Origin of the sequence: Neisseria sp. P0020.S003, from assembly GCF_051957095.1 — a bacterium.
Taxonomy (GTDB): domain Bacteria; phylum Pseudomonadota; class Gammaproteobacteria; order Burkholderiales; family Neisseriaceae; genus Neisseria; species Neisseria subflava.
Genome location: NZ_JBQCWU010000005.1, coordinates 41,370 through 66,042 on the forward strand (window position 1 = coordinate 41,370; position 24,673 = coordinate 66,042).

A 24,673-nucleotide genomic window follows, 5' to 3' on the forward strand; every position below is an offset into this window, starting at 1 on the left:
GACGGCCTGTTGCCGTTGTCAGGCCGTCTGAAAACCGAGTTTTGTTGTTTTTAATAAAACCATCAGGCGCGTTGTCCAGTGCCTCACGCTAGAGAAAGGCTTCCATGGCTAAGAAAAAACTCCCCATCTCCGGTTACGATTACGTAATGCCTAAACCGGACGCCGAAACCATCCGTAAATCCATCGTTTACAAGCTGATTTCATCTTGGGCGTAGATCCGAAGGAGGCAACTTCACACCAATGGCTCAACGCCGCCATGCTTGCCGCGCGTGACCTGATTGCGGAAGATTTCCTCAAAACACGCCGCGCCACATCGACAACAGCAAACGCATGGTTTATTACCTGTCTATGGAATTCCTGCTCGGCCGTTCGTTTGTCAACGCGCTGATTAACGAAGGCGTTTACGCCGAATTTGAAGAAGCCTTCAAGCAACTGGGCAAAGAATTTGCCGATGTCTGCGAACAAGAAGAAGATCCAGGTTTGGGTAACGGCGGTTTAGGCCGTCTGGCCGCCTGCTTCCTCGACTCTTTGGCAACCCTGCGCATTCCGGCCATGGGCTACGGTATCCGTTACCAATACGGTATGTTCAAACAAGAAATCGTGGATGGCCAACAAGTTGAAAAAACCGATTTGTGGCTCGACCAAGATTTGGCATGGCAGTTTGCCCGTCCGAACAAACAATATTCCGTCCGTTTCGGCGGTCAAGTGTTGAACTTGGGCGACAAAAAATAATGGCAGCCGAGCGAAGAAATTTCCGCTTGGGCATACGATGAAATCATTCCTGGCTATGGCGGCGAATGTGCCAACCCATTGCGCTTGTGGACTGCACACGCAGGCAACCTGTTTGACCTTGCCGACTTCAACCGAGGCGACTATGCCTCTGCTGTTCGCGCACAAAACAGCGACGAAAACATCTCACGCGTCCTGTATCCGAACGACTCTACCGAATCTGGCCGTGAATTGCGCTTGAAACAAGAATACTTCTTGGTTTCCGCATCCGTACAAGACATCGTAGCGCGCCATAAATGCCGTTTCCCCAGCATCAAAAACCTTGCCGACAAAGTCGCTATCCATCTGAACGACACCCACCCCGTGCTGGCGATTCCTGAGCTGATGCGCATCCTGATTGACGAAGAAGGCATTGCGTGGACCGAAGCATGGAATATGTGCTGCAAGATTTTCTCTTACACCAACCACACATTGATGAGCGAAGCCTTGGAAACTTGGCCGGTCGATTTGATGGGCCGCCTGCTGCCGCACCATTTGGACATCATCTTTGAAATCAACGCCTACTTCCTCAATGCCTTACGCGCCATCGGTAACTTCGACGACGACTTTGTCCGTCGTGTATCCATCATTGACGAAACCCATGGTCGTCGCGTCCGCATGGCATGGCTTGCCGTAATCGGTTCGCACAAAGTCAACGGCGTGGCAAAAATCCACTCCGATTTGATGACCACATCCATCTTTGCCGACTTTGCCAAAGTATTTCCGGAACGCTTTACCAACGTAACCAACGGCGTGACCCCACGACGCTGGATTAACATCGCCAATCCGGGCTTGACCAATTTCTTGGACAAACATCTGGGCGACGAAGACTGGCGTCTGCATTTGGACAACCTGACCAAGCTCAACGATAAAGTGGACGATGCCTCCGTACAGGCAGAATTCGGCGAAGTGAAAAAAGCCGCCAAAGAGCGCCTTGCCAAATACATCGAAACCGAGCTGGGCATCAAAGTTAACACCGATGCACTTTTCGACATCCAAATCAAACGTATCCACGAGTACAAACGTCAAGCATTGAACGTGATGCACATCGTTGACCGCTACAACACAAAATCCTGGAGAACCCGGATTTCGATTGGCAGCCGCGCGTGTTCATCTTTTCCGGTAAAGCCGCTTCCGCCTATTACATGGCGAAGAAAATCATCCGACTGATTAACGACGTTGCCAAAGTCATCAACAACGACCCCCGTATCCGCGACCTGATTAAAGTCGTTTACATCCCGAACTACAGCGTCAGCCTTGCACAAATCATCATTCCTGCCGCCGATTTGCACGAACAAATCTCACTGGCAGGTACGGAAGCATCCGGTACCAGTAACATGAAATTTGCTCTCAACGGCGCAATCTGTATGGGCACACTGGACGGCGCGAACGTTGAGATTTTGGAAAAAGTCGGTGCGGACAACTGCTATATCTTCGGTAACACCGTAGAACAAGTCGAAGAAATCCGCCATAACGGTTACGACCCGTTGAGCTATATCGAGCGAGACAGCGACCTGCGCCGCGTCGTCAATCAAATCAGCCAAGGCACTTTCTCTCCGGAAGAGCCAAACCGCTACAACGACGTGTTGCAACCATACGGCGACTTCTATCAGCTGATGGCGGATTTCCGCAGCTACATTGACACGCAATACAAAGCGGACGAACACTACCGCAACGTATCCGCATGGCGCAAATCAGCCTTGATCAACATCGCCAACATGGGCTTCTTCTCATCCGACCGATCCATCGCCGACTACTGCCGCGATATTTGGTACATCAAACCATTGAGCGAAAAAGAATTGCCCAGCAAAAATTAAGCGTTGAGCAGATAGCGAAAGCCGATACATCGGGAAGGTGTATCGGCTTTTTTATATTCGCTGTTTTTGAATTGGATAACAAACTTAAAAGGCCGAGACCTTTGCAAAATTCCCCAAAATCCCCTAAATTCCCACCAAGACATTTAGGGGATTTCTCATGAGCACCTTCTTCCGGCAAACCGCACAAGCCATGATTGCCAAACACATCGACCGCTTCCCACTATTGAAGTTGGATCAAGTGATTGATTGGCAGCCGATCGAACAATACCTGAATCGTCAAAGAACCCGCTACCTTAAAGACCATCGCGGCCGTCCCGCCTATCCCCTTTTGTCCATGTTCAAAGCCGTCCTGCTCGGACAATGGCACAGCCTCTCCGATCCCGAACTCGAACACAGCCTCATCACCCGCATCGACTTCAACCTGTTTTGCCGTTTCGACGAGTTGAGCATCCCCGATTACAGCACCTTATGCCGCTACCGCAACTGGCTGGCGCAAGACGACACCCTGTCCGAATTGCTGCAACTGATTAACCACCAACTGACCGAAAAAGGCCTAAAAGTAGAGAAAGCATCCGCCGCCGTCATTGACGCCACCATTATCCAGACCACCGGCAGCAAACAGCGCCAGGCCATAGAAGTCGATGAAGAAGGGCAAGTCAGCGGCCAAACCACACCGAGTAAAGACAGCGATGCCCGTTGGATAAAGAAAAACGGCCTCTACAAACTCGGTTACAAACAACATACCCGTACTGATGAAGAAGGCTATAGTGGATTAAATTTAAATCAGGACAAGGCGACGAAGCCGCAGACAGTACAATTAGTACGGCAAGGCGAGGCAACGTCGTACTGGTTTAAATTTAATCCACTATATATTGAGAAATTGCACATCACTCCCGCCAATACCCATGAGTGCAACCACCTGTCGCCTTTGCTGGAAGGTATAGCCGAAGGCACGACCGTCTATGCCGACAAAGGCTACGACAGTGAGGAAAACCGACAACATCTGAAAGAACACCAGTTGCAGGACGGCATTGTGCGCAAAGCCCACCGCAACCGTCCGCTAACGGAAGCGCAAACCAAACGCAACCGATATTTGTCGAAAACCCGTTATGTGGTCGAACAAAGCTTCGGTACGCTGCACCGTAAATTCCGCTATGCACGGGCAGCCTACTTCGGGCTGCTCAAAGTGAGTGCACAAAGCCATCTGAAGGCGATGTGTTTGAACCTGTTGAAAGCGGCTAACAGGCTAAGTGTGCCTGCTGCCGCCTAAAAGGCGGCCCGGATGCCTGATATCAGGTATCCAAGGGGGATTAAGGGGGTATTTGAATAGAATCAGTGGATATTTGAAACAAAAACAGCCGAAAATCTTTGTTTAGGTTTCGGCTGTCGGGGAAAAAGGAATTTTGCAAAGGTCCCAGCCGCTTTCCAAACGTTTGCGTGGCGGCACCAAGCTGCCTGCGCCTATCATCACGTCGTCTTCAATGACGGTATCGTCCAGAATAATTGTACCCATCCCGATCAACACACGATCGCCGATGCGGCAGCCGTGCAGCATGACTTTGTGTCCGACGGTTACGTCTTCGCCGATGATAAGGGGCGAACCTTCAGGCTTTTCCGCGTTTTTGTGCGAAACGTGCAAGACACTGCCGTCCTGTACATTGCTGCGCGCGCCGATGCTGATGCTGTTTACGTCGCCGCGCAACACGGCATACGGCCAAACGGATACGTCTTCGGCAAGCGATACTTCGCCGATGATGACGGAGGTCTCGTCGATGAGGCAGGATTCGTGGATTTGGGGAGTATGGTCTAAGAAGGGGCGGATAGGGTTCATGTTGTTTCTTTCTTTTTGATAGTGTGGCAGGTTTCAGACGACCTGCGGCTCGGTATGGCGAAAGTATGCCGTTTTGACGCAGGTGAGGCAAGGGCGGTGTCTCCCGAGATGTCGTCATGTCTTTGTAAACAATATTTTTTATGGTTATAGAACCATTTTCCGTTAGGCCTGCATCTCTTGTTTACCGAAGGTGAAAAATTGTCCGTTATTATCTTGTAGTTACAAGTAGCTGCAAATCATTCTCTTGCCATTTGAATTGGAATGATATATATTTTAAAAAAATATTTCATAAAATAACGAAACCCGATGGTTTGTTTTCAAACAGGTTTGGTGGGTTTCCAATCTCACAAACCTTGGCTTCCATCCCATATCCGTTTTCAAATCTATCTAATCCACCTTGTTTAAATAAAGGCGGCCGGAAGGTTGTTTGAAACTGTATGAAGGATATTCACATGAGCGAAACACAAGAGCTGACTTTTGCCAAACGGCTGAAAGAGCAGACTACAACTATTCACGATAGCGTGGACAACTTAGTTATGTCTGTCGAGCCGTTTACCAACAAAGAGAATTACATCAAATTTTTGAAACTGCAATCCGTGTTCCACAAAGCGGTCGATCATATTTATAAAGACTCCGAGTTGAACAAAGCCATTCCTGAGCTGGAATACATGGCGCGTTACGATGCGGTAACGCAAGACTTGGCTGATTTGGGCGACAAACCTTACGAATACGGCAAACCGCTGCCGCATGAAACCGGCAATAAAGCCATCGGTTGGCTGTATTGCGCCGAAGGTTCCAATTTGGGCGCGGCATTTTTGTTTAAACACGCGCAAAAGCTGGATTACACCGGCGAACACGGCGCGCGCCACCTCGCTCCCCATCCGAACGGCCGCGGCAAACATTGGCGTGCTTTTGTCGAGCATCTGAATGCTTTGGGTTTAAGCCCTGAAGCTGAAGCCGAAGCGATTCAAGGTGCAAAAGATGCATTTGCGTTCTACAAAGTCGTTCTGCGCGAAATATTTGACCTGCCTGCAGGTGTGGAAGCTCCGGAAGGCTTTGTTCCGCACCGTCATTAATGGTTTGACGATATAAGTAGAGGTCGTCTGAAACACATCTATATACGCGGATTCATAAATTCTGTTTTCAGACGACCTTCATGCTGGTGTAAGTGTTGTATTGTTTGGTTATCCGCATCTGCGGTATTTTTTAATTGGTTTGATGTAAATAATTATCAAATATTTTATCACCATCATTCCAAAATACCATTATCACATTCAGGAGTTTTACCATGAAGGAATCATTTAAATTAAGTATGTTGGCGATTGCCTGCAGCATCGCATTGAGTGCATGCGGTTCAAGCGGTGGTGGCACGCCGTCTGCACAGCCTGCACCGACCCCGCAACAGCCGGGCAATAATTCCGGCTCGGGCGGAGGAGGTGATTCAAAACAAACAGAAGAAGCTAAGAAAGCTGAAGAAGCTAAGAAAGCTGAAGAAGCTAAGAAAGCTGAAGAGGCCAAGAAAGCTGAAGAAGCTAAGAAAGCTGAAGAAGCCAAGAAAGCTGAAGAAGCCAAGAAAGCTGAAGAAGCCAAGAAAGCTGAAGAGGCCAAGAAAGCTGAGGAAGCTAAGAAAGCTGAGGAAGCTAAGAAAGCCAATGAGGCCAATTCAGGTCAAGGTTTTGGCGGCGAAGGCAAAGTAATGGGCAAGGCTTTGGATGGCGGTGTCTTGGTAGCGAAAAAACATGAAACTGGCGATTTGGAATATGCCAAAACCGAAGCTCCGACTGCCTCGGATAAAAACAGCGTCGTACTTGATGGTGTCGCCATTAATACCAAAGACGTTAAAGCGGGTGAGTTTACGTTGGGCGAAAAAAGTATGAACGGCGGTAAAGCCGATGCAGCACAATATGCGGTACACAGCGGCGACCTGTTGCCTGACGTTCGTTACGGCGGTGTTGCCGATGTCAGCGATCTGCGTGATGTGAAACAGGCGTTGTTTGTCCAAGGCACACCGTCAGGCAGTGATACCGTTGCAGCCCAAAGAGGGGATGCAACCTATAAAGGCATCGGCCTGCATTTCCAAAACGGACTGCCGATCAATACAAGAGATCTGCAAGAAATTTTTGAAACCGGTTCGCAAGCCAAGCTGGCCAATCTGTATCCTGCCGCCAAAGCAACCGATGTTACCGCAAAAGTCAATTTCGACCAAAAAACCATCAATGTCAGCATCAACCGCTATTCCGATCAAACGGTTGGCGGTGGTAGTGGTGGCAACAGGATTGCAGGTGTCGTCAAATCCAATGCGCGCGATATGGCGGAAAATCTGTCTTTCAATGGCGATTTGCACGGCAACACCTTCTCCAACAAGCAAGGTACGATGCAAGGCGGATTCTTTGGCGCGAAGGCAGACCAACTTGCCGGTACATATAGTGCGGCAGGCAAAAACCAACGTGATGAAGACGTAGTGGCGCGCGGTGTGTTTGGTGCAAAACGCCAAGATGCGGCAGCTCAAGCAGGCGGACAGCCTGATGTGCCGGTTGCCAAACCCGATACGCCCGTAACCAAACCTAAAGGTGATGCCGCTGCGGCCGAATTGAAAAAAGGTGAAACAGGCGAGCAATATATCTTATCGAATATCGCGGACTTGACCAAAGTCATTATCAACGGTACGGCAATCGCTTTGGCACCTGTTACCAACAAGCTCCATCAAACTGAATTGGGTTCGGACTACAAATCGTTTGTTGCTTCAGGCAATTTGAGCAATGTTGTCTTCGGTGCGGCAAAACTTGCCGATAATGCCTACTCCTTGTTTGTTCAGGGGGTAATGAGTACCTCTCTACCGTCCGGTACGGCTAAATACGCAGGCGAGGTGTTGAATTTCCGTGCCCGCAACTTGGATGATAAGGAAAACTGGGTGGATGCCGGCAACACCTACCGTACCACCGGTTCGTTTACCGCAGATGTCAACTTCGATACCAAGACTATCGCAGGTAAAATCAATAGTGGTGACAGATGGTTCATGAATGAACGAGCCTTTACCGCAGGTATTACAGGTAGCAGCTTTAATGGTAAATGGACTTCAGATGCACAAGGCTCTGTAACCGGCGGATTCTACGGTGACAAAGCTGCCGAAATGGCTGGGCGATACAGTTATCATGACAAAGAAGATAAAAGTAACAATGCCTTCGGTGTATTCGGCGGTAAAAAACAATAACCGTCTGTTTAAGCTGAAAACAAACCGCCTGAAAAGGCGGTTTGTTTTTGAGTGGGTAGGATTTTCAGACGACCTTTTACGGTAACAACAATCTAGAGAGCAATTTACCCGCTAAAAGGTCGTCTGAAAACCTTGAATCTTATTTTCAGATAATCTGAGACCTTTGCAAAATTCCCCAAAATCCCCTAAATTCCTACCAAGACATTTAGGGGATTTTGGGGAATTTTGCAAAGGTCTCAAATAGAGAAAGCATCCGCCGCCGTCATTGACGCCACCATTATTCAGACCGCCGGCAGCAAACAGCGTCAGGCCATAGAAGTCGATGACGAAGGACAAGTCAGCGGCCAAACCACACCAAGCAAAGACAAAGATGCCCGTTGGACAAAGAAAAACGGCCTCTACAAACTCGGTTACAAACAACATACCCGTACCGATGCGGAAGGCTATATCGAGAAACTGCACATTACCCCCGCCAATACCCATGAGTGCAAACACCTATCGCCTTTGTTGGAAGGATTACCCAAAGGTACGACCGTCTATGCCGACAAAGGCTATGACAGTGCGGAAAACCGACAACATCTGAAAGAACACCAGTTGCTGGACGGCATTATGCGCAAAGCCCACCGCAACCGTCCGCTGACGGAAGCGCAAACCAAACGTAACCGATATTTGTCGAAAACCCGTTATGTGGTCGAACAGAGCTTCGGTACGCTGCACCGTAAATTCCGCTATGCCCGGGTAGCCTATTTCGGGCTGATTAAAGTGAGTGCGCAAAGCCATCTGAAGGCAATGTGTTTAAACCTGTTGAAGGCGGCTAACAGGCTAAGTGTGCCTGTTGCTGCCTAAAAGGCGGCCGGATGCCTGATTATGGGGCGTCCGGGGAGGATTAAGGGGGCATTTGGGTAAAATTAGGAGGTATTGGGGGAGGGAAATAGTCGAAAACCTTTGTTTAGGTTTCGGTTGTTGGGGGAAAGGCTTTTTTGCAAAGGTCTCAGGCCGTCTGAAACATCATTTGATGTTTCAGACGGCCTTTTGTTTCATTTGCTTTGAGAATCAATTAAGCAAGATTATTTTTCAGCTTCTTCGAAACCGACGACTTCGAGGCCGAAGCCGGTGAGACCGGTGAAGGATGAAGGCTGGCCGAGGACGCGCAGTTTTTTGACGTTGAGGCCGGCGAGGATTTGTGCGCCTATGCCGTAGCTTTTGCTGTCCCATTTGTAGGCTTGGTTTGCGCCTTTGGGCAGGGTGCGGTCGAGTAGGGTGGCGCCGTCTTCGGTACGGTGCAAGAGGATGACTACGCCGCTTTCGGCTTGTTGGATGCGCTCAAGGGCTTTGGGCAATGACCATGAATGGCGCGGGTTGGCTTGGATGAAGTCCATTACGCTGAAGGGTTCGTGGACGCGGACAAGGGTTTCTTCGTCGGCGGTTGGTGTGCCTTTGACGAGGGCGAGGTGGGTTTCGCCGGAGAGTTTGTCGACGTAAACGTGTTGTTGGAACTCGCCCCACGGGGTTTGTACGGGTGCGTTACCCATGTCTTCGAGCAGGCTTTCGGTACGGCTGCGGTATTCGATGAGGTCGGTAATGGTGCCGATTTTGAGATTGTGTTCTTCGGCGAATTTCATCAGTTCGGGCATGCGCGCCATGGTGCCGTCGTCGTTGATGATTTCGCAGATGACGGCGGCGGGAATCAGGCCGTTCATTTGTGCCAGGTCAACGCCGGCTTCTGTGTGTCCTGCGCGGACGAGTACGCCGCCTTTTTGGGCACGCAGTGGGAAGATGTGGCCGGGTTGGACGATGTCTTCTGGTTTAGCGGATGGGGAAACGGCGGTTTGAATAGTCAGGGCGCGATCGGCGGCGGAAATGCCGGTGGTAATGCCGTGGGCGGCTTCGATGGAGACGGTAAAGTTGGTGCCGTATTGCGCGCCGTTTTTCTGGGTCATCATGGGCAGGCCGAGTTTTTCGACCATTTCACCGTCCATCGGCAGGCAGACCAGGCCGCGTGCATGTTTAATCATGAAGTTGATGGCTTCAGGGGTAACGAATTGGGCGGCCATCAGCAAGTCGCCTTCGTTTTCGCGGTCTTCGGCATCGGTGATGATGACCATTTTGCCGGCTTTGATGTCTGCTAGGATTTTGGGGATGGTGGAGATGTGGGACATGGTATTTCTTTCTTGGCTGATGGTGGGGGCGTGGCGGTCTTGGTGGTCTTGTCCAGCCACATGTCAGGCATATTGGCTGCCTGCTCGATTTTTCGGGCTTTTTTCTCGCCGAAAGATTTGTTTTTCAGCAGGGCGGACAGCTCGCCTTGGTTGATGGCGATGGCTTGGGCAAACTTGGTCTGCTGGCCGTTGTGGTGTTGTGTTATCCATTGCCGCAGGTTGTGGCGGCGCAGGTCGGTGGTATTCATGATGAGATGAAATTGAATTGTGTGTAATGGATTGTAGTCTTGTCTTTACCAAAAGGCAAACTTTGTTTGTTGAGATTTTTTATTACTTTTTGGTAATAAGTTTTAATGTTTCAGACGGCCTGGGTAGGGCTTGAAATTGACGGTTTTGGGAGAATATGGGGAATGTTTTGATGATTATTTTAACGGGGGATGTTTGAAATGAAAATGCTTGGGCGCGTATTGGTCGTGCTGGTGTTGTGTGCGCTGACGGCTGCAGGCGGCTGGTTTTATGCCATGCATGGTCAGAATGAAGAACATCAGGTTTTGTCCCGTGATGGGGTTTTGATGCAGATTAAGCAGATGAACCGCTTGGAAAGTACGGCATTTTATATCGATACGATTATCCGTACGGAGAAAAAAGGGGATTGGCGCAGGCTGTGGCAGGATTCGCAAAGCGGTATTTTTATTGTGCACGGCAAGGTGTTGGCTGGTTTGGACTTGGATAAATTAGGCGCGGACAATGTCAATATTGTGGACGACAAGGTATTGATCAGCCTGCCGGCGGTGGAAATCTTGAGCGTGGATTTGGAAAATATCGAAGTGTACGATATTCAGACTGGCTCGTTTAATTTGTTGCCTATGGATAAGTCTGTATTCAAGACGGTGCAGGAAGAGGCAAAACGGCAGGTATTGCAAAGCGCGTGCAAGGCTGAGATTTTGGAACATGCCAACCGTCAGGCGCAAACGCAGTTGGAAAACCTGTTTGCATTGACGCAGACGAAGGTGTCCGTCTATCCGGCTGCGGTAGGGAAGTGCGGTTAAATAGATTGCTTGAAAAGATAAGACCGTCTGAAAAAATTTCAGACGACCTTTGTTTCATCAAGCCATTTAACCGCGTCGTAAAACGGCGGTATTGATGTATTTTTGAATACCGGTGGCAATGGCTTGGGCGCATTGTTGTCGGAAGGACTCGCTGCCGAGCAGCCGCTCTTCGGTAGGGTTGGAGAGGAAGGCGGTTTCCACCAGAATGGACGGAACATCCGGTGCGCGGAGAACGGCAAAGTTAGCCTCGTCAACGCGGCCTTTGTGCAGTTGGTTGAGTTTGCCTAATTCGGTCAGGACGGAATGGCCGAGCTTGCGGCTGTCGCGCAGGGTCGCGGTTTGGGTCATGTCCAAAATGGCGTTGTCGACATTGGGGTTGCCGCTGGTTTGTACGCCGCCGATGGCGTCGGCGTTGTTTTGGGTTTGGGCAAGGAATTTTGCCGCCGAGCTGGTCGCGCCTTTGGTATTGAGCATATATACGCCGGTACCGCGAGCGGACGGGCTGGTAAAGGCATCGGCGTGGATGGAGACGAATACGTCTGCATTGCGTGCACGGCCTTTGGCAACGCGTACGCCCAATGGGATAAAGATGTCTTCGTTGCGCGTCATGAATACGTTGTAACCCAAGGCTTCGAGGCGTTTTTTGGTTTCGCGTGCAATGGAGAGTACGACGTTTTTCTCTTTGAGGCCGCTCGGGCCGATTGCGCCGGGGTCTTCGCCGCCATGCCCGGGGTCGATCATAATCACGGGACGGCGGTTGCCGCCGCTGCCGCGATTGCTTTTAGGGGCAGGGGTGTCGTATGCGATATTGGTATTCGGACGTTGTTTGGGGATATTGCCGTTGAGCAAGGCCATCATCGGGTCGTTGGCATCTGCGCCATGCGGATAGAGGTCGATAACCAAGCGGTTTTTGAAGTTGCCGACGGGTGCGAGTGCAAAGACTTGCGGATGGGTGCTTTGTTTCAGGTCGATAACGATACGCACGGTGCTGGGCGTATTTTGACCGGCGCGAATGCTGCGGATAAAAGGGTCGTTAGACAGTACTTTGCTGGAAATGCCTTGCAGGACGCTGTTGATTTCCGCTCCTTGAATATCCACGACCAACCGGCTGGGGTTGTCCAACATAAAATGTTGGTATTTCATCGAGTGGTTGCTCTCAAGGGTAACGCGTGTGTAGGCGTGCGCCGGCCAAATGCGGACGGCAAGGAATTGCGCAGGAGAGGCCGGTTTGGCCAATGCGGCACCAACGGGCGTGAGGGTGAGAAATAGTCCTGTGCCTTGACGGAGAATGTGTCTTCTAGTTAATTTGACCATGATTCTAAACTTTTTCGGCCTTGGTTTGTGTGGGCGGAAAAGGTGCAGGTTCTGCCCTTATCAGTGTACGTCAATGTAATGGTAATGTCTGCCGGAGGCGTGAATTCCCCGCCTTGCTGCGGCCATTCGATGAGGCAGATGCTGTCGGGCGCAAACAATTCGTCCAAACCGGCATCTTCCCATTCCTCGGGCATGGTAAAGCGGTAGAGGTCGAAATGGTGGAGGGTGAATGTATCCAGCGGATAAGATTCGACAATGGTGTAAGTAGGGCTTTTGACTGCGCCCGTATGCCCCAGTCCGCGCAAAATCCCGCGTGTCAGCGTGGTTTTGCCTGCACCCAGCCCGCCTTCAAGATAGATGGTCAGCGGAGCGGAAAGTTGCTTGCTCCATTCTTCACCCAGTTTCAGGGTTGCTTCTTCATCGGGCAGAAAACGGGTGTACAGTCCGTTTGAGTGCATGGAATAGGCCTTGTCGTTCAAAAGGCTTAATTATGATGGAATTGGCGGCGTTTGCAAACCTGATAGACGATAAAGTTAGATAAAGATAGTGTTGAGGCCGTCTGAAAACGGAATTCAGACGGCCTTTAATGTTAAAATGAAAATATCCCTCACAAAATTGCGAGACAGCTTATGCCTTTATCTATAGACGAACAATTATTGCCGCACCGCAATGCCATCGACAGCATCGATGCGGAAATCCTCCGCTTGCTCAACGAGCGCGCCGGTCATGCGCATGCTATCGGCGAATTGAAAGGGACAGGCGCGGTGTACCGTCCTGAACGGGAAGTGGCCGTTTTGCGCCGGATTCAGGATTTGAACCACGGCCCTTTGCCTAATGAATCGGTCACCCGGCTGTTTCGCGAGATTATGAGCGAATGTTTGGCAGTGGAGCGTCCGTTGACGATTGCCTATTTGGGCCCGAAGGGAACATTTACCCAGCAAGCCGCCATCAAACATTTCGGCCACGCCGCACACACCATGGCGTGTACCACCATCGACAACTGCTTCAAACAAGTTGAAACGCGTCAAGCCGATTATTTGGTGGCACCGGTAGAAAATTCGACCGAGGGCTCGGTGGGGCGAACTTTGGACTTGTTGGCCGTAACTGCGTTGAAAGCCTGCGGCGAAGTGGTTGTCCGCATTCATCACAACCTGTTGCGTAAAGACAGCCACGAAATCGGCGGCATTACCAAAGTTTTCGCCCATGCCCAAGCCTTAGCGCAATGCAATGACTGGCTCGGCCGCAACCTGCCCAATGCCGAGCGTATCGCCGTAGCCAGCAATGCCGAAGCAGCGCGTTTGGTTGCCGAATCTGACAGCCCGAATGTGGCCGCCATTGCCGGACGTATCGCCGCGGAAATTTATCAGTTGAGTTTTGCCGCCGAGTGCATCGAAGACGAACCGAACAACACCACGCGCTTCTTGGTGATGGGTCATCAAGAAACCGGCCGCAGCGGCAACGACAAAACCTCTTTGGTCGTATCTGCGCCCAACCGTGCCGGTGCCGTTACTTCCTTGTTGCAACCCTTCACCGAGTTGGGCATTTCCATGACCAAATTTGAAAGCCGCCCAAGCAAATCGGTTTTGTGGGAATACCTGTTCTTCATCGATATCGAAGGCCATCAAAGCGATGAAAATGTCCAAAAAGCCTTGCAGCTTTTGGGCGAACGCGCTTCCTTCGTGAAAGTTGTCGGCTCTTATCCGACCGTTGTTTTATAAGGATTATTGGGTATCAAAGGCCGTCTGAAAAGTTTTCAGACGGCCTTTGTTTATCCTATATAATAGATAAACTTAAATTTTAATATAATATTATATGCTTTAAAGTAGATATTATTTTTTTATTAATGTTAAAATACTAAATCAATTAATTTCATTAATATGCTTGCATTGCCTATAATTAATGGTTTTGCTGTACTCTTAGAAATAAAGTTACTTCACATAGAAATAGGAAAAGTCATGAGTAAAGAAAATATTCCCCAAACAAAAAAGTTAATATGTATACTATTGGTTTTTGCATTATTGGCATTTTTTTTCGTTTTAGGGGTATATATTTATTATTTTAATGCATTATCTATTATTAAGGATACTGCTACATGGGGGACGTTTGGTGATTATTTTGGTGGCACCCTAAATCCTATTATTAGCCTTCTAGCCCTTATAGGCCTGCTTTATACCATTCATCAGCAAGCACAGGAAATGAAAGCAACACGTGAGGAATTAAAACAGGCGTCAGAGCAGCAACGCAAGCAGGTAGAACAACAAAGTCGTCAATCTGAAATTTTTAATCTTCAATAATTTGAATCAACATTTTTTTCACTATTAGAACAACATAATAATATTCTTGAAAAAATCATTGTAAATAATAACAAGATGATTAGTAGTTTAAATGAAAAATGTAAAAAATATGAAAAATGTAGTATTTTATATAAAAAATATAAGGAAATTTATGAATTAGAAGAATCACATTTAATGGTTAGCAACCAATATATAAGAAATAATATACGTCAAGACCCTGAATTAAGAAGGTACTTTATTATACTGTTCCAACTTCTTAAGCTAATCTCAATAAGTTTATCTACAAATCGAGAAGCTATAACAGAATGTTTTTCTAAGAATGATGAAGAATCTAGAAAAGGTATAAGTAAATTATTTATTGATCCTAAGGAGAAAATATATAGTAATATACTTCGTTCATTCATTCCTAATGAAATACTCAAATTACTGGCTTTAAATTGTCTCACTTTAGATAATTCATCTGATATGCAAAATTTAAAAACTTTTTTTAATTTTCAAGGATTGCTAAATAGATATGCTTTTTTAGAACATTTACAATTAGGAGCTAGTAATGATGTACGCCCACTTGAAAATCATAGTGACTTCATATGGTTATTTCTTGTAAAAACAATAGGTATAGATGATTTGGAAATGGCTTTTTCAAAAAATTATACATCTACGGCAATAATAGATTTATTTAATCGGTATAAAAAAGAATTTATTTCAATATTAGAAAAAGAAAGTGATTGGATAAATATAACCAAAGGAAATAAATACAGTAATATTAATAAAGAAGATTTGGAACCTATATTAAGGGAGTTAGTAAAAATGAAACGTTTTTTAGAATTAAAAGATGTAAACAACTAGTGTAAAATTTACTCAAAAAAGGCCGTCTGAAAACTTTCAGACGGCCTTTTATCGTTTTATCAATTAGCGTTCACTTAACGCTTGTTTCATACGCGTAATTGGTTTGATCAGGTATTGGAAGATGGTTTTTTCACCGGTTTTGATGTCCACCGTTGCAACCATGCCCGGAATAATCGGCATAGGTTTGCCGTTTTTGTCTTTCAGGGAGTTGTTTTCGGTTTGGACGAGAACACGGTAATAGACTTGGTTCGGGTCAAGTTTCAAGTCGTTGGCACGGTTTTGCATAGAGTTGCTGACGGTATCGGCGCCGACGAGGGTAACTTTGCCTTCTAAACCGCCGTAGATGGAGTAGTCATAGGCACTGACTTTAACCAATGCAGGTTGGCCTGCGCGGATAAAGGCGATGTCTTGCGGACGGATATAGGCTTCGACCAGCAGTTTGTCGTCAACGGGGATGATTTGCATGATGTCTTCGCCTGCATTCACAACGCCGCCGATGGTGGTGACTTTTATGCCTTTGACGATGCCGCGCATAGGCGCACGGATTTGCGAGCGTTCAACCGGATCGGCACGCATGGCAACGTTTTCTTTGGATTGCGCCAGCTCGGATTCGGCTTGCAAGAGTTCGTTGTTGGCATCGGCTTTATAGCGGTTGCGGCGTTCGGAGATTTGGGTGGCCAAGTCTGCGGAATCGCGGCGCATTCTTAAAAGTTCGACTTCGGAAACCACGCCTTCGGCAACCATAGGTGCGGTAATGGCGATTTCGCGGTCAAGCGCGGCCTTGCTTTGGGAGAGGCCGCTGACAGCGTCGGTCATGGCTTGACGGCGTGCTTTGTAGGCGGCAATTTCGCGACGGCGAAGCTCAGGGTCCACGCTGTCAGGGAAGGAGAGCTTGATGCCGTAGGCTTCGGCTTTAAGACGGGCAATAGTGGCTTCGAGGTTTTCGACTTTGGCTTCGCTTTCTCGTAAAACGGCAGAGCTGCGCGTGTCGTCGAGTTTCATCAGAATCTGATCTTTCTCGACCATGTCGCCTTCTTTAACCATGATTTCGGTTACGATGCCGGGGTCGAGGCTTTGGATTACTTGCTCACGGCTGCTGGGAATGATATTGCCGTTGCCGCGGGTCACTTCTTCGACAGGGCTGTTGTATGCCCAGACGACGAAGACAATCAGGAAAAGGAAGAATAGGATGATGACCCAAAATTGGCCGCTGTGTTTTTCTTTTTGAAGGGCGGCATTGAGGTCGTTGATGAGGTGTAGGTCTTTGGATTTGACGTTGTTTTCGCGGCTCATAATCGTGTATCTTTATTGTGTTTGGTGGATTTTAACCATTAGGGCAGGCCGTCTGAAAGGGTAAGTAGGTTTCAGACGGCCTTTTGCTTTATTGTGCTGCCGATTGAGGGGCGGCGGCAGCTTGTTGTTGCTGCTGTTTGACTGCAGCAGCTTGTTGCTGTTGTTTGACGTTGGCTGCTTTGGCCTGTTCGTTTTGCATGAGTTTTTGCAATACCAGATCACGCGGGCCGTCCATCACGACTTTGCCATTGTCCATCACAATGATTCGGTTGACGATTTGCAGCACTTGCGGACGGTGGGTCACCAAAAGCATGGTGCGGTTGCGGCCCCATTGGGCAATGGCATTGAGCGCCATACGCTCAGTGGCTTGATCCAGGCTGGTGGTCGGCTCGTCCAGCAAGACGACTCTCGGGTTGCGCAAGGTCATGCGCGCCAGGGCGATGATTTGTTTTTGACCGCCGGATAAGCCCAAACCGTCTTCACCCAAAGGCATATCCAAACCACGCGGATGGTTGCGGATGATTTTGTCGAGGCCGAAACGGTTGAGCGCAGTCAGTAAGTCTTGGTCGGTAGAGTAGCTGCCGGTACGTGCCAAGTCCATGTTTTCACGCAATGTGCCGAGGAACAGGCGTGGCGATTGGCTCAGCAGCAGGACTTGATCGCGCAGGAAGTTGGGGTCAAGCTGGCGCATATCGACTCCGTCAAGGGTAACGTTGCCTTTTTCAGTGTCGTACAGACCGCTGGCCAGTTTGAGCATGGTGCTTTTACCGCTGCCGATGCGGCCCAAAATACCGACTTTTTCGCCCGGTTTGATGGTCAGGCGCAAATCTTCGACGGCGCTGTTGTTGTCGGCTTGATATTTGAACGATACGTTTTCAAAGGTAATACTGCCTTGAACGTTGTCTAAAGTAATGTATTTGCGTTCCGGATTGCGCTCGATAGGGCGGGTAACGATATCGTTTACGCCTTTGAGGGCAAGTTTGGCCTGTTGGAAGCGGGTCGCCAGACCGGCGATTTGTGCCAACGGCGCCAAGGCGCGGCCGGACAGAATCACGGAGGCAATCAATGCACCCATGGTGATGCGTTCCGCATGGTTGTCGGCATGAATCAGATAGGTACCGACGACGACCAAAAAGACGGTATTGAGCTGCTGCATGGCAACGGCGAAGTTGACCATGAAGTTGCTGGTGTCTTTGACTTTGATGGAAGAAGCGGAAGTTTTAGCGGTGTATTCGTCCCAACGTTGTTGCGCCCAAGATGTGGCGTTGTTGGTTTTCAGGGTTTCGATGCCTTCGATGGCTTCAACGGCAAGGCCGGAACGTTGCGAACCTTCTTTCATCGATTCGTTGATGTGGCGAGAGAGCGGGCGTTGTACGACAAAACCGACAATCACGACAATTGGAATGATGGTCAGGGGAACAAGTGCCAGTTTGCCGCCGACCATGGAAATCACGAAGATAAACAGCAACAGGAAAGGTAAGTCGACAATAGTCAACAAGCTGGCACTGGTCATGAACTCGCGCACGGCTTCAAATTCGCGCAGGTTGCTGGCGTATGAACCGGAAGAAGCAGGACGGTCTGCCAGACGCAATGCCATCACGCGGCGGAACAGGGCGGAGCTGATGATCAAATCGGCTTTTTTACCGGCAATATCGGTCAAGTGGCCGCGAATCATCTTGGCGGCAAATTCAAATAAAATCGCCAAGACCACGCCGATGCTCAATACCCACAAGGTTTCATAGGCCTGGTTGGGAATCACGCGGTCGTAAACGTTCATCACATACAGGGAGCTGACGAGCGCAAGAAAGTTGATGATAATGGTGGCCAAAATGACTTGGTAGTAGTAGCTGCGGAAACGCCAAATGACTTTCCAAAACCATGCTTTGGGCAAATGGTATTCAGGCAGCTCCGAGCGCATATCGGTCGCCATTTTAGGTTTGATAAACCAGCAGTAGCCCAAATACAGGCCGGAGAGCTGCTCATGGCTGAGTTCCTGTTCCAAACCGTCAACCTGGCGGATATGGTATTTGCGCTCTTGGCCGGAACCTTCGATTTGGGTGATGACCGCAGCCTCTTCGTTGTGCAGGATAATCATGACCGGCACGGCGAGCGAGGGGATGTCTTCCAGATTGCGTTTGGATAAGGTATTTTCAAAGCCGTGGCTGCGCAGGACTTCGACCAGTGAGTGATAGTTGACTTTGAGCTTTTTGTCGCGTACGACTTCGGCGGACAAAGCGGCTTCGGATACGGGCGCACCCAAAAGGCGGGTCACTAAAACGATGTGTTCAATGATGGCTTTCATATTTTTTCGCGTAATGTTTTTGGTTTAACCGGCGGATATGGCTTTATTTTTGTGCCAAACCGACCCAAGCGGAGATTTTGGCCTGGGTATTTAAATAGTCGAGTGCCGCATCGCGGAAATCGTTGCGGGCGGCAACGTAATCCTGTTCGATGGAGGATAACTCGCTGTATGCGCTCAAAACGTCAGTCAGCGTACGTCGGGCGATTTTAAACTGCAATTCGTACACTTTGATGACTTCTTTTTGGGCGGCGATGTGTTGCGCCGTCAGCACGGTACGCTGTTCGCTTTCCTGCATATCGATGGCGGATGTTTGAACGCGTTCGTTCATGTCGCGCAGGATTTGTTCGGACTTGGCTTCTGCGGCAATCAATGATTTGGCATTGCGTTCCACATTGTGGCGTGCGGCAATATCCAGCACATTCCATGCAACGTTTAAATAAAGCTGTCTGGTGTTGCGCGTTGCACTGCCTTCCAAATTGAGGGCAGGCAGGCGTTCGGCTTTGGAAGCGTCCAAATCGGCACGGACGCTGTCGCGTTCGGCCAATTGCGCCTGATAGGACGGATTGTTGTTGCGGTTGGGGTTGTTGAAGCGTTCGCTGATGGATTTCGCCGTGTCGTTTTTAAACGGATCTTCCAAGTCGTTGGCAGTCAGCTGGCGCGAGGTATAGCGGGACAGGCGGCTCAGTGCCAAATCCATGGTGCGGCGTTGTTGGGCGATAATGTTTGCCACTTGCAGTTGGCGCGCGCGCGCTTCAATCAGCTCGGAACGGCGGCCGGCATCATATTTGACGATGGTGTCCAAGTCTTTTAAGAGGTTGTTGTGGCGCGCCAAAGTCTGTTCGTTGAGGACCAGGGTTTCTTTTGCACGCAATGCGCTCAGATAGAGGCGGCCGATATCGCTGCCCAGCTGCTCTTGGCTTTCGGTGTATTTGTGTTGATAGTATTCTTCGCGGCTGCGGTCGCGGCGGACGGCGGCTTCAATCGCACCCCATGAGTAAATGTTCACGCTGCCGCGCACGCCGACACCGTCTTCCATGTTGTTGCTGGAATATTTATTGTGTTGCGCCAGCACTTTCGTGCCTGTCAGGGTAACGACAGGATAATGGCGCGCACGCGTGGCTTTGGTCGTGCTTTGCGCTGCTTCTTGAGTGGCTTTGGCTTCACGCACAATCGGGTCGCTGATTAAAGCGTCCCTGAGGATGTCTTGCAGGCTGTATGCAGAGGCCGTCTGAAACGGCAACAGACAGCATGCAACGGCAACGGCCGATGACAATAAACGGGGCTTTGTGGGGGAAGAATAAATATGCGACATGATTTTCAACCAAATAATTTATATATTATCGTTGTCCGTATCGGGTATCGCCTGAGGTATGACCGGGCGAATTTTGAACGAGAACACATACATTTACAAAGCATAAAGCATTTTTTCCAGCTTTTCACAATATTCTGATGAAAGGTCGAGATACATGCCTTAAAGTATATTATTGCAGAGCGCGACTATCGTATCTAAGGATTTTAATGTAAAAAATCTATCAAAAAGGCCGTCTGAAAGGATTTCAGACGGCCTTTTTCAACCTTAATCCTTACGTTGCAATACAGCGGCAAAGAAGCCGTCGGTTTGGTGTTCTCCGGAGTTGAGGCGCAGGTATTTTCCGGTATCCAAATTGACCTTCAGGCTTTGCAGCAGTTCGGCACAGTTAACGAGTTCAAATTCGGGATGTTCGGACAGGAAACGTTCGACTTGCAACTCGTTTTCTTCCGGCAACACGCTACAGGTGGCGTACACCAAGCGGCCTTGAGGTTTCACCAGTTTGGAGGCGGCATCGAGGATGCTGTGTTGCTGTTCCAAAAGGTTGGCCACGGTCTCGGCGGATTGGCGGTATTTGAGGTCGGGATTACGACGCAGCGTGCCTAAGCCGGAGCAGGGAGCATCCACCAACACACGGTCGGCTTTGCCTGCCAGTCGGGCGATACGGGTGTCGTGTTCGCTGCTGATGCGTTCGGGGTGGATATTGGTCAGTCCGGCGCGGGTCATGCGCGGTTTGAGGTTGGCAAGGCGTTTTTCGGCGATGTCGAAGGCGTAGATTCTGCCTTTGTTGGCCATTTGCGCGCCGACAGCCAAGGTTTTACCGCCGGCACCGGCGCAGAAATCGACAATGATTTCGCCGCGTTTTGCGCCCACCAATAAGGCAAGCAGTTGGCTACCTTCGTCTTGAACTTCCAGCGTGCCGTCCAAAAACAGCTCATGTTTGTTAAGCGCGATTTTGTTTTTCAGGCGGATGCCCCAAGGCGAATAAGGCGTGGCCTCTGCATCGGCACTTTCGGCTTGCAACAATGGCAATACTTTGTCGCGTTTGCCTTTCAAGGTATTGACGCGGATGTCGAGCGGGGCAGGTTGGTTGATGCTGCGGCCGAAAGCGAGGATTTCTTCTTCGCTCCAATGCTGTTGCAGTTGTTCCACCAGCCATTGCGGCAATTCCGCGGCGGTATTCAGGCCGTCTGAAAACTCGGTTTTACGGGCTTTCAAATTGCCGAGGAACTCTGTTTCTTCTTCATCAAGCAGGTCTTTAATTTGGCTGATGTTGGTGCTTCTGCCGAGAACCAGTGCGGCGAGTGCGGCTTTGCGCGGTTGCGCGTGCGGACGGCGCAGGGCAGTACTGATTTTTTGATAGTGGCGCAGCGCGGCAAAGGCGGTTTCGGCGATTTCGTGGCGGTCTTGGCGGCCGAGCTTTTTGTGTTCGCGGAAGTAGGCGGAGAGGACGGCATCGGCAGGCTGTTTGAAAGTCAGCATTTCAGCCAAAACTTTGGCGGTATGGTCGAGTTGTGCGGCGTTCATAATGTAATGGGTTCTCTTAAGTGGGTAAATAGTTTCAGACGGCCTTCATGATGCGTTCGATTTCGTGCCAAAAGCCGTCCGGCCGTAATTCCAAAACGGCAATCAAGCCTTGCTCGATACAGCGGATTTCGGTTTCGTTCAATGTTTCGGTTTCGGCGACACGAGCAGGCGCGAGGTAGGCCATACGGTCGAGCAAATGGTAGCGTGCTTCTTGGCGTTCAAACCCATATTCCGCCCAATCTTGAATATAGATGCCGCGCCAACCGTATGGGTTAAGCGGCGGCTCAAAAGCATGGAAACTTTGTGGAAAAAATCCGATGCCGCGCACGATGGAAGCATGAAGCGGATTCTCCGGCAGGCCTTGTGCGGCTAAGGTCGCTTTGCCTTGCGGCGTATGTAGTAGCTGAGATTGCTGTACCAATTTGGCGGCTTTGTCCGTCAGCGTATCTTTAGGATTGAGGCCGCGCAGGTTCTGCACTTGGTCTCCGCCGTAGTATTTACACGCCAGCTCGATATGGTAGGGCTGTTGGTTGAGGGAAACGACAAAATCCGCAGCGCCCAAAGTTTGGCCGTCTGAAAAAACGGGCAGATTGTATGCGTGCAGTTTGGCGTGCGGCGCGTTGGCAAACCAGAAAGCCAACAGCTCTTCGGCATAAATGCCGAGACGATGGCCGAACGGGGCGCGTTGGGCAAGGTAATCCGTTAGCGGCGCGGGATCGGCATCCAATGCCAAAAGGTAACGGAAACCGTGTTCCCCCAATAATTCGCGTACGCTCAATTCGCAACCGCTTTGCCACAAAGGCGGCGTAGTCAGCAGCGAGGCGAGGTCACGGACGGGTTGGCTGGTGAGTTTCCACCATAATGCGTCTAGGGCGTAATTCATGCTTATCCGAATATCAGTTATGCCGTCTGAAAAGCTGGAAATGTTTTCAGACGGCCTTAATCAGTCTTTTTTATGGATACGGTGGCTGACGGTATTGAAAAAACCGCGCAGGATATCGATGTCTTCGGTTTGCGTGTTGGCGCGTCCGAACAGGCTCTGCATGCGGCGCATCAGGCGCTCGCCGTTGCGGCGGTTGAAGAAGCCGATGTCGTTCATCACGCTTTCCATGTGGGCGACCATGCCTTTGATTTGCTCGTGGGTCGCGGCGTGGTCTTCCTGTTGCAGGTGGGTCATGGGCGAATCGGTTTGGCTGAAGATTTCGTAGCACACGACCTGCACGGCTTGGGCAAGGTTGAGCGAGAAATAGTCGGGATTGCCGTTGATGGTCATCAATCGGTTGCAGGCTTGGACTTCTTCGATGCTTAAGCCGAAAGTTTCGTTGCCGAAAACCAGCGCCACTTTCTCGCCGCGGTTGGCAGCATGCAGTAATTCGGGCACCAAGTCGCGCGGGGTTTGCAGCGGCGCGGTGATTTCGCGGCGGCGGCTGGTCAGGGCGCAGGCGATGGTGGTGTAGGCAAGGGCTTCGTCCAAAGAGGCGGCAATGGTGGCATTTTCCAAAACGTCTGCCGCGCCGGAAGCGAGGATGAAACTTTCTTCCGGTAATTTAAACGATTGCGGATGCTCCGGATCGAATGCGGGCGGATTTTCCGTCATCGGCGTTGCCATCAGATTAGGGGCGACGATGGTCAATTTGTGCAGGCCCATTGTTTTCATGGCGCGCGCGGCGGAACCGATATTGGCGGGATGGCTGGTGCGCGTGAGGATGATGCGGATGTTGTCCAGATAAGCGGGCAGGGCGGGTTTTTCGGAAGTCATGTTTTGTTTTCTGTTTGTACGGGAATCAGGTATAATGCGCCATCTTTTTGTTTTCAGACGGCCTTTTTCCATGCCGTCTGAAATGTTCTTTAACAGCATCGGAAACGATAAACAGCCTCTTGTGTGCCTTGTTCGGCGCATTAGGGCGTATTTTACCTGAATTAGGAAGAAAACCATGAATCCGTTTTTAAATACCGCTTTCAAAGCCGCCCGTAAAGCAGGGCAAATGATGATTCGCGCCGCCGGCAATCTGGATGCCGTCAAAGTAGACAGCAAAGCATTCAACGACTTCGTTTCCGATGTTGACCGCAGCTCCGAAATGATTTTGGTGGAAGCGCTTAAAGAAGCCTATCCGCATCACAAAATCACTTGCGAAGAAGGCGGCTCCCACGGTAAAGCCACCGCCGAGTACGAATGGATTATCGACCCGCTCGACGGCACAACCAATTTCCTCCACGGCCATCCTCAATACGCTATCTCTATGGCACTCCTGCACAAAGGCGTGTTGCAAGAAGCTTTGGTATACGCACCTGAGCGCAACGACGTATACATGGCTTCCCGCGGCAAAGGCGCGTTGCTCAACGACCGCCGTATCCGCGTTTCCAACCGCATTGAATTGAACCGCTGCCTGATTGGTACCGGCTTCCCTGTTGTCGATCAAAGCATGATGGACAAGTATCTGGCGATTTTGAAAGATTTCTTGGCAAAAACCGCCGGCGGCCGTCGTGAAGGCGCGGCTTCTTTGGATTTGTGTGCCGTTGCGGCCGGCCGTTTGGACGGTTTCTTCGAGTTCAACCTCAAACCTTGGGATATTGCCGCCGGTGCATTGATTGTCCAAGAAGCAGGCGGCATCGTTACCGATATGTCCGGTGATGAAGGCTGGCTGGAAAGCGGCGACATCGTTGCGGCCAATCCTAAAGTATTGGCGCAAATGTTGAAAATTATTTCTGACCATCAATAAGCGTTTATAGGGAACAGTCTGTTTTTCTCGTGGCAGGTCGGATTCTTAATAATCGGAAAAAGGCCGTCTGAAACCTGAAATTGGGTTTCAGACGGCCTTTTGTTTTGTTGTTAACGGATTCGGATAAAAGCTGAAAATACAGCTTTTAAAGGAGGCGTTTTTTAATTTTATCTGTATTTTCGATTGCTTCGCAGTTATGATGTAGATACGTTTGGCTAAAATAATGCCGTATG

At 49.8% G+C, this 24,673-nt stretch carries 16 protein-coding genes and 4 pseudogenes; 10 read left to right on the forward strand and 10 right to left on the reverse strand.

The window, feature by feature from the left end:
- Positions 1–104: 104 nt before the first annotated feature.
- Positions 105–2,585 (forward strand): annotated as a pseudogene (locus tag ACTHTQ_RS04815) (glycogen/starch/alpha-glucan phosphorylase).
- 157 nt (positions 2,586–2,742) lie between these two features.
- Positions 2,743–3,855, forward strand: a complete 1,113-nt coding sequence (locus ACTHTQ_RS04820) for an IS5 family transposase (RefSeq protein WP_440363257.1) — start codon at positions 2,743–2,745, stop codon at positions 3,853–3,855.
- Positions 3,856–3,999: 144 nt separating this feature from the next.
- Here the strand turns inward: ACTHTQ_RS04820 and ACTHTQ_RS04825 are convergent.
- Positions 4,000–4,416: pseudogene (locus ACTHTQ_RS04825) on the reverse strand (gamma carbonic anhydrase family protein); the annotation flags it as partial.
- 452 nt (positions 4,417–4,868) lie between these two features.
- Between ACTHTQ_RS04825 and ACTHTQ_RS04830 the strand changes: the two are divergent.
- The 3 genes and pseudogenes from ACTHTQ_RS04830 to ACTHTQ_RS04840 all read left to right on the forward strand — a co-directional run.
- On the forward strand, positions 4,869–5,492 hold the full coding sequence (locus ACTHTQ_RS04830; protein WP_440363258.1) for a biliverdin-producing heme oxygenase: 624 nt from the start codon (positions 4,869–4,871) through the stop codon (positions 5,490–5,492).
- A gap of 212 nt (positions 5,493–5,704) precedes the next feature.
- Positions 5,705–7,627: a transferrin-binding protein-like solute binding protein gene (locus ACTHTQ_RS04835; RefSeq protein ID WP_440363259.1), complete on the forward strand. Its 1,923-nt coding sequence runs from the start codon at positions 5,705–5,707 to the stop codon at positions 7,625–7,627.
- Between the two features lie 237 nt (positions 7,628–7,864).
- Positions 7,865–8,473: pseudogene (locus tag ACTHTQ_RS04840) on the forward strand (IS5 family transposase); the annotation flags it as partial.
- A 221-nt stretch (positions 8,474–8,694) separates the two neighbouring features.
- Here the strand turns inward: ACTHTQ_RS04840 and ribBA are convergent.
- Positions 8,695–10,034, reverse strand: a pseudogene (gene ribBA / locus ACTHTQ_RS04845) (bifunctional 3,4-dihydroxy-2-butanone-4-phosphate synthase/GTP cyclohydrolase II).
- A gap of 189 nt (positions 10,035–10,223) precedes the next feature.
- Here ribBA and ACTHTQ_RS04850 point away from each other — a divergent pair.
- Complete coding sequence (locus ACTHTQ_RS04850; RefSeq protein ID WP_440363260.1) at positions 10,224–10,835, forward strand: DUF4230 domain-containing protein; 612 nt, start codon at positions 10,224–10,226, stop codon at positions 10,833–10,835.
- A 66-nt stretch (positions 10,836–10,901) separates the two neighbouring features.
- On the opposite strand, the gene ACTHTQ_RS04855 is transcribed toward ACTHTQ_RS04850, so the two are convergent.
- Both ACTHTQ_RS04855 and tsaE read right to left on the reverse strand, forming a co-directional pair.
- Entirely contained in the window at positions 10,902–12,149 is a 1,248-nt protein-coding gene (locus ACTHTQ_RS04855; RefSeq protein WP_250590200.1) for an N-acetylmuramoyl-L-alanine amidase, read from the reverse strand.
- Positions 12,137–12,607, reverse strand: coding sequence for a tRNA (adenosine(37)-N6)-threonylcarbamoyltransferase complex ATPase subunit type 1 TsaE (gene tsaE, locus ACTHTQ_RS04860; protein WP_063076419.1), 471 nt, complete (start codon positions 12,605–12,607; stop codon positions 12,137–12,139). The genes ACTHTQ_RS04855 and tsaE overlap by 13 nt, the downstream gene beginning before the upstream one ends.
- 171 nt (positions 12,608–12,778) lie before the next feature.
- Between tsaE and pheA the strand changes: the two genes are divergently transcribed.
- From pheA to ACTHTQ_RS04875, 3 genes are all read left to right on the forward strand, one after another.
- Positions 12,779–13,867, forward strand: a complete 1,089-nt coding sequence (gene pheA, locus ACTHTQ_RS04865) for a prephenate dehydratase (protein WP_440363261.1) — start codon at positions 12,779–12,781, stop codon at positions 13,865–13,867.
- 237 nt (positions 13,868–14,104) lie between these two features.
- The gene (locus ACTHTQ_RS04870) at positions 14,105–14,443 is read left to right on the forward strand and encodes a hypothetical protein (protein ID WP_440363262.1); all 339 of its coding nucleotides are present in this window, start codon (positions 14,105–14,107) and stop codon (positions 14,441–14,443) included.
- Between the two features lie 75 nt (positions 14,444–14,518).
- The gene (locus ACTHTQ_RS04875; protein WP_440363263.1) at positions 14,519–15,289 is read left to right on the forward strand and encodes a putative phage abortive infection protein; all 771 of its coding nucleotides are present in this window, start codon (positions 14,519–14,521) and stop codon (positions 15,287–15,289) included.
- A 63-nt stretch (positions 15,290–15,352) separates the two neighbouring features.
- On the opposite strand, the gene ACTHTQ_RS04880 is transcribed toward ACTHTQ_RS04875, so the two are convergent.
- The 6 genes from ACTHTQ_RS04880 to ACTHTQ_RS04905 all read right to left on the reverse strand — a co-directional run bounded on the left by ACTHTQ_RS04880 (position 15,353) and on the right by ACTHTQ_RS04905 (position 23,479).
- Positions 15,353–16,582, reverse strand: coding sequence for an HlyD family type I secretion periplasmic adaptor subunit (locus ACTHTQ_RS04880; RefSeq protein ID WP_440363264.1), 1,230 nt, complete (start codon positions 16,580–16,582; stop codon positions 15,353–15,355).
- A gap of 88 nt (positions 16,583–16,670) precedes the next feature.
- Positions 16,671–18,884, reverse strand: a complete 2,214-nt coding sequence (locus tag ACTHTQ_RS04885) for a type I secretion system permease/ATPase (RefSeq protein ID WP_137040562.1) — start codon at positions 18,882–18,884, stop codon at positions 16,671–16,673.
- A gap of 43 nt (positions 18,885–18,927) precedes the next feature.
- The gene (locus tag ACTHTQ_RS04890) at positions 18,928–20,157 is read right to left on the reverse strand and encodes a TolC family protein (RefSeq protein ID WP_440363265.1); all 1,230 of its coding nucleotides are present in this window, start codon (positions 20,155–20,157) and stop codon (positions 18,928–18,930) included.
- Between the two features lie 303 nt (positions 20,158–20,460).
- The gene (locus tag ACTHTQ_RS04895) at positions 20,461–21,720 is read right to left on the reverse strand and encodes an RsmB/NOP family class I SAM-dependent RNA methyltransferase (RefSeq protein ID WP_440363266.1); all 1,260 of its coding nucleotides are present in this window, start codon (positions 21,718–21,720) and stop codon (positions 20,461–20,463) included.
- Positions 21,721–21,754: 34 nt separating this feature from the next.
- The gene (locus ACTHTQ_RS04900; protein WP_440363267.1) at positions 21,755–22,603 is read right to left on the reverse strand and encodes a DUF1853 family protein; all 849 of its coding nucleotides are present in this window, start codon (positions 22,601–22,603) and stop codon (positions 21,755–21,757) included.
- A gap of 60 nt (positions 22,604–22,663) precedes the next feature.
- Positions 22,664–23,479 (reverse strand): RNA methyltransferase, encoded by an 816-nt coding sequence (locus ACTHTQ_RS04905; protein WP_440363268.1) that lies wholly within the window; start codon positions 23,477–23,479, stop codon positions 22,664–22,666.
- Between the two features lie 175 nt (positions 23,480–23,654).
- Here ACTHTQ_RS04905 and ACTHTQ_RS04910 point away from each other — a divergent pair, with 175 nt between their 5' ends.
- Positions 23,655–24,440, forward strand: coding sequence for an inositol monophosphatase family protein (locus ACTHTQ_RS04910; protein WP_036490235.1), 786 nt, complete (start codon positions 23,655–23,657; stop codon positions 24,438–24,440).
- The last annotated feature ends 233 nt before the right edge of the window (positions 24,441–24,673 follow it).